The organism is Streptomyces sp. NPDC055078 (genome assembly GCF_053607985.1).
In genome coordinates, this window is sequence record NZ_JBSGUP010000535.1 from 1 (window position 1) to 5736 (window position 5736).

A 5736-nucleotide genomic window follows, 5' to 3' on the forward strand; every position below is an offset into this window, starting at 1 on the left:
CCCCTGGCAGGGGTGCCGCCCTCCGAAACAATCGAAACAAACGACCGGGCTACTGATCCGAGGGGATCAGAAGTCCATGTCACCGCCCGGCATACCGCCCGGAGCGCCGCCCGCGGCGGCCTTCTCCGGCTTGTCGGCGATGACGGCCTCGGTGGTGAGGAACAGCGCGGCGATCGACGCGGCGTTCTGCAGCGCCGAGCGGGTGACCTTCGCCGGGTCGAGGATGCCCTCGGCGATCATGTCGACGTATTCACCCGTCGCGGCGTTCAGACCGTGACCCGGGGTCAGGTTGCGCACCTTCTCGACGACGACGCCGCCTTCGAGACCACCGTTCACGGCGATCTGCTTGAGCGGGGCCTCCAGGGCGAGCTTCACGGCGTTGGCGCCGGTCGCCTCGTCACCCTCAAGCTCCAGCTTCTCGAAGACCGAGGCAGCCTGGAGCAGCGCCACGCCGCCACCGGCGACGATGCCCTCCTCGACGGCCGCCTTCGCGTTGCGAACGGCGTCCTCGATGCGGTGCTTGCGCTCCTTCAGCTCGACCTCGGTCGCGGCGCCGGCCTTGATGACGGCCACGCCGCCCGCGAGCTTCGCCAGGCGCTCCTGGAGCTTCTCACGGTCGTAGTCGGAGTCGGAGTTCTCGATCTCGGCACGGATCTGGTTGACCCGCCCGGCGACCTGGTCGCTGTCGCCGGAGCCGTCGACGATGGTGGTCTCGTCCTTGGTGATGACGACCTTGCGGGCGCGGCCCAGCAGGTCCAGGCCGGCGTTCTCAAGCTTGAGGCCGACCTCCTCGGAGATGACCGTGCCGCCGGTGAGGATGGCGATGTCGTTCAGCATCGCCTTGCGGCGGTCGCCGAAGCCCGGAGCCTTGACGGCGACGGACTTGAAGGTGCCGCGGATCTTGTTGACGACGAGCGTGGACAGCGCCTCGCCCTCGACGTCCTCGGCGATGATCAGCAGCGGCTTGCCCGACTGCATGACCTTCTCCAGCAGCGGAAGGAGGTCCTTCACATTGCCGACCTTGGAGTTGACGATCAGGATGTACGGGTCGTCCAGGGACGCCTCCATACGCTCCATGTCGGTGGCGAAGTACGCCGAGATGTAGCCCTTGTCGAAGCGCATGCCTTCGGTGAGCTCAAGCTCCAGACCGAAGGTCTGGGACTCCTCGACGGTGATGACGCCTTCCTTGCCGACCTTGTCCATGGCCTCGGCGATCAGCTCGCCGATCTGGGTGTCGGCGGCGGAGATGGAGGCGGTCGAAGCGATCTGCTCCTTGGTCTCCACGTCCTTGGCCTGCTCCAGCAGGGCGCCGGAGACGGCCTCGACGGCCTTCTCGATGCCGCGCTTGAGCGCCATGGGGTTCGCGCCGGCCGCGACATTGCGCAGACCCTCGCGGACAAGGGCCTGGGCGAGGACGGTCGCGGTGGTCGTACCGTCACCGGCGACGTCGTCCGTCTTCTTCGCGACCTCCTTGACCAGCTCGGCACCGATCTTCTCGAACGGGTCCTCCAGCTCGATCTCCTTGGCGATGGACACACCATCGTTGGTGATCGTGGGGGCGCCCCACTTCTTCTCAAGGACGACATTGCGGCCCTTGGGACCGAGGGTGACCTTGACGGCGTCGGCGAGCTGGTTCATCCCGCGCTCAAGGCCGCGCCGCGCCTCCTCGTCGAACGCGATGATCTTTGCCATGTGAAGTGTCCTCCACGGACTGGGTGGGAAGCTCAGGGACCGCGCTGGCGCCCGCGACGGACGGCCTGCCTGCCGTGTGGTTCCTTGCCCACCCGGCCTGCGGACCTCACCGACCCGGCCCTCTTTCTGTCACTCTCACCCGGAGAGTGCTAACGCCAATGATTAGCACTCGCCCCCTCCGAGTGCAAGCGCCTCCCGCATCCTGACCCCCGCCCGGAAGCGCGCCACGTGGCCCGGGAGACCCGGGGGATCCGGGTGACGCTGGGGGCTCTGGGGACTGTGGGGTCTCACGGGGCGGACGCCCGGCCGGGGCGGCGGACGCGGATGGGGTCCGCACCCCGTACCCGGGATGCGGACCCCATCTGTGTGAGCTGTGAGCGTATCGGTGGCCGATCGCGTCGCAGGTGGCGCGGAGGTCGCGGATTCAGATCGCGAGCCCGACGTCAGACAGCGAGCTTGACCATGTCCGCCTGCGGCCCCTTCTGCCCCTGCGAGATCTCGAACTCGACTCGCTGACCCTCCTCCAGGGTGCGGTATCCGTCCATCTGGATCGCGCTGTAGTGGACGAAAACATCCGCACCACCGTCGACCGCGATGAAGCCATACCCCTTCTCCGCGTTGAACCACTTGACGGTGCCCTGAGCCATGCCTAACTCCCCTATTACTGGCCCTTGCGCAGGACCGCACTTCGCGGACCCGGGTCAGACCTCACCGATGCGGCTCGCCCCTCCCTCAGTGAGGGGGAGTCCCACGGGTGTGCGCCGGAACGCGTCGACCGCGGCTGAATGTATCTGCCCAACTGCCCTCTGCAACAGGTCAGTCGGACGAGAAATCCGGGCATGCCGGAAGGGGCATTTGGCCAGAATTCCCTGAGTTCCAGGGCAAGTCGGGCCAGACAAAGGCGACTTATGAGACAAAACACGGAAGCACATTGGCTGCTTCTTATCGGGCCCGGGCGCATTCTCATGGGCGGTCAGCACACGCGACCTCGGGGCGTTCCCCAACTGTAGCGTGCTCAACCATGCAGAATTGCCCCCTCCGTTTCTCTCACGGAGGGGGCAATTGAAGTGACGTTGCGTATTTAGCCGCAGCCGGGGCCCGGGAGGGCCGTCCGGCTCAGCCGCCGGCGACCGCGGGGATGATCGAGATCCCGGCTCCGTCGGGGGTCGCCGTCGCCAGACCCTGCTCAAAGCGGACATCGTCGTCGTTGACGTAGACGTTCACGAACCGGCGCAGCTTGCCCTGGTCGTCCAGGACGCGCGCGGCGATGCCGGTGTGGTTCTTCTCCAGGTCGGCGATGACCTCGGAGAGGGTGGCACCCTCGGCCGGGACCTCGGCCTTGCCGCCGGTGTAGGTGCGCAGGATGGTCGGAATTCGGACGTTGACGCTCATCTTCTGCTCTCCCAGGGGTTTCAGTGGGCCGGGCCGGGTTTCAGTGGGCCAGGCCGGCGTCGCGGAACGCGTCCAGGCTCGGACGGATGGTCGCCGTGGGCCCGGTGGTGGGGGCGACCGCGTCCAGGGTCTTGAGGCCGTCGCCGGTGTTGAGGACAACGGTGGTGAGCGACGGGTCGAGTACGCCGTTCTCGATCAGCTTGCGCGTCACGCCCACGGTCACCCCGCCCGCGGTCTCCCCGAAGATGCCCTCGGTCCGGGCCAGCAGCTTGATCGCGTCGACGACCTGCTCGTCGTTCACATCCTCGACCGCGCCGCCGGTGCGGCGGGCGATGTCGAGCACATAGGGCCCGTCGGCGGGGTTGCCGATCGCCAGCGACTTGGCGATGGTGTCCGGCTTCACCGGGCGTACGACATCGTGCCCGGCCTTGAAGGCGGCCGACACCGGGGAACACCCCTCGGCCTGTGCGCCGAAGATCCGATAGGGCCGGTCCTCGACGAGACCCAGCTTGATCAGCTCCTGGAACCCCTTGTCGATCTTGGTGAGCTGGGAGCCGGAGGCGACCGGGATCACGATCTGGTCGGGCAGCCGCCAGCCGAGCTGCTCACAGATCTCGTACGCGAGGCTCTTGGAGCCCTCGCCGTAGTACGGGCGGAGGTTGACGTTGACAAAGCCCCAGCCCTCGCCGAGCGGGTCGCCGATCAGCTCGGAGCAGAAACGGTTCACGTCGTCGTAGCTGCCCTCGATACCGACCAGGTCGCCGCCGTAGACGGCGGCCGTGACGACCTTGCCCTGCTCCAGGTCGTGCGGGATGAAGACACAGGAGCGGAAGCCCGCGCGGGCCGCCGCCGCGCCGACCGCGCCCGCGAGATTGCCGGTGGAGGAGCAGGACAGGGTGGTGAACCCGAAGGCGCGGGCGGCCTCGACGGCGATGGCGACGACCCGGTCCTTGAAGGAGTGGGTCGGGTTGCCGGAGTCGTCCTTGACATAGAGACCGCCGGTCACGCCCAGCTCACGGGCGAGGTTGTCGGCCTTGACGAGGTGGGTGAAGCCGGGGTTGATGTTCGGCTTGCCTGCCACATCGGCGGGGACGGGCAGCAGCGGGGCGTACCGCCAGATGTTGTCCGGGCCCGCCTCGATGCGCTTGCGGAGTCCCTCGGGGTCCCCGGTGGGGAGGTCGTACGCGACTTCCAGCGGGCCGAAACAGGAGGCACACGCGAAGATCGGACCGAGTTCGAAGCGCTCTCCGCACTCGCGGCACGACAGCGCCGCTGCGGGGCCCAGGTCGACAGGGGTGGCGGAGTCGGCGGTGGTGACGGTCTGCACAGCCATGGTGGCGAGGCCCTCTCTCCTCATCTTCCTCATGACGCGTTTCGCCATGAGACGGAGTTGGCACCTTCCCGAGCCGGGAGCCTCGCGGCGCGCGCACACTCGGCTGTCTGATGAGTGCTGTCGCGGCGGAGACCGGCTGGAGGGTTGCCGGGGCTTCAACGGGCCGTATCCCTCTGCCCCTCTGGATGAGCGGTATTCGATTGTTTATCGGGCGCGGCACCCCCGACATGCGTTGGTGATCCGCGTTGTTCAAGACTGTAACCGAAGGTCCGGAGTGTTGAGATAGTCGTCCGAACAGCGAGATGGATCACATGACCGGCCGCACGACGGGAGTGGAAGACGTGCTCGAAGAGGTGGAACGCTGGCTGACCAGGCGTTCCTGGTCCGCGGCCGATCGCCCGCTCGGCCGGCTGACGGCCGCCAAGCGCGCGTCGGGGACCACTGTCAGCGTCGTTCTGCCCGCCCTGAACGAAGAGGCCACCGTCGGGGACATCGTCACCGTCATCCGCCGCGAGCTGATGGAGACGGCGGGGCTCGTCGACGAGCTGGTGGTGATCGACTCCGGCTCCGGCGACCGTACGGCGGAGGTCGCGGCGGCGGCGGGGGCGCGGGTGGTGCACCGGGACGCGATCCTGCCCCGGATACCCGCGCTGCCCGGCAAGGGCGAGGTGCTGTGGCGATCGCTGATGGTGACGCACGGCGATGTGGTCTGTTTCGTGGACGCGGATCTGCGGGACTTCTCGGCGGACTTCGTCTCGGGGATCGTGGGGCCGCTGCTGACCGATCCCGGGGTGCAGTTCGTGAAGGCGATGTACGACCGCCCGCTCGACGGCTCCCCCGGGCAGGGCGGCCGGGTCACCGAGCTGGTCGCCCGCCCGCTGCTGAATCTGCACTGGCCGCTGCTGGCGGGGTTCGTCCAGCCGCTGGGCGGTGAGTACGCCGCCCGCCGCTCCCTCCTGGAGCGCCTGCCCTTCCCCGTCGGCTACGGGGTCGAGCTGGGGCTCCTCGTCGACGCGCTGCACACGGTGGGGCTCGACGCCCTGGCCCAGGTCGACGTCGGCTCGCGCAAGCACCGCCACCAGGACGACCGGGCGCTCGGCCGGATGGCGGCGGCGATCTACCGTACGGCGCAGCTACGGCTGTCGCGCGGGCATCTGGTGCGGCCGTCGCTGACGCAGTTCGAGCGGGGGGAGAGGGGGTTCGAGCCGGTGACGCACGCGGTGGACACGGAGGAGCGGGCGCCGATGCGGGAGGTCGGGGAGTATGCGGCGCGTCGCGCCGCCTAATCGCACCCCATTTATCGGATTATCTCCTTTATG

Annotated in this window: 5 protein-coding genes and 1 riboswitch; of the genes, 1 reads left to right on the forward strand and 4 read right to left on the reverse strand. The window is 68.2% G+C overall.

The features are described 5' to 3' along the window. Positions 1–66 precede the first annotated feature (66 nt). From groL to thrC, 4 genes are all read right to left on the reverse strand, one after another. A complete protein-coding gene (gene groL, locus ACWF94_RS31320; protein WP_453496073.1) occupies positions 67–1692 on the reverse strand; it encodes a chaperonin GroEL in 1626 nt (541 codons plus the stop codon). 443 nt (positions 1693–2135) lie between these two features. After that, positions 2136–2339, reverse strand: coding sequence for a cold-shock protein (locus ACWF94_RS31325; protein ID WP_005315736.1), 204 nt, complete (start codon positions 2337–2339; stop codon positions 2136–2138). Positions 2340–2808: 469 nt separating this feature from the next. Then, entirely contained in the window at positions 2809–3084 is a 276-nt protein-coding gene (locus ACWF94_RS31330) for a MoaD/ThiS family protein (protein WP_453496076.1), read from the reverse strand. Between the two features lie 40 nt (positions 3085–3124). Beyond that, positions 3125–4417, reverse strand: a complete 1293-nt coding sequence (thrC, locus tag ACWF94_RS31335; RefSeq protein ID WP_453496079.1) for a threonine synthase — start codon at positions 4415–4417, stop codon at positions 3125–3127. Between the two features lie 17 nt (positions 4418–4434). Further along, positions 4435–4609, reverse strand: a riboswitch (SAM riboswitch). 149 nt (positions 4610–4758) lie between these two features. Between thrC and ACWF94_RS31340 the strand changes: the two genes are divergently transcribed. Further along, positions 4759–5703 carry a glucosyl-3-phosphoglycerate synthase gene (locus tag ACWF94_RS31340; RefSeq protein WP_453496082.1) on the forward strand — a complete coding sequence of 315 codons (945 nt, stop codon included), beginning with the start codon at positions 4759–4761 and terminating at the stop codon, positions 5701–5703. Positions 5704–5736: the final 33 nt, after the last annotated feature.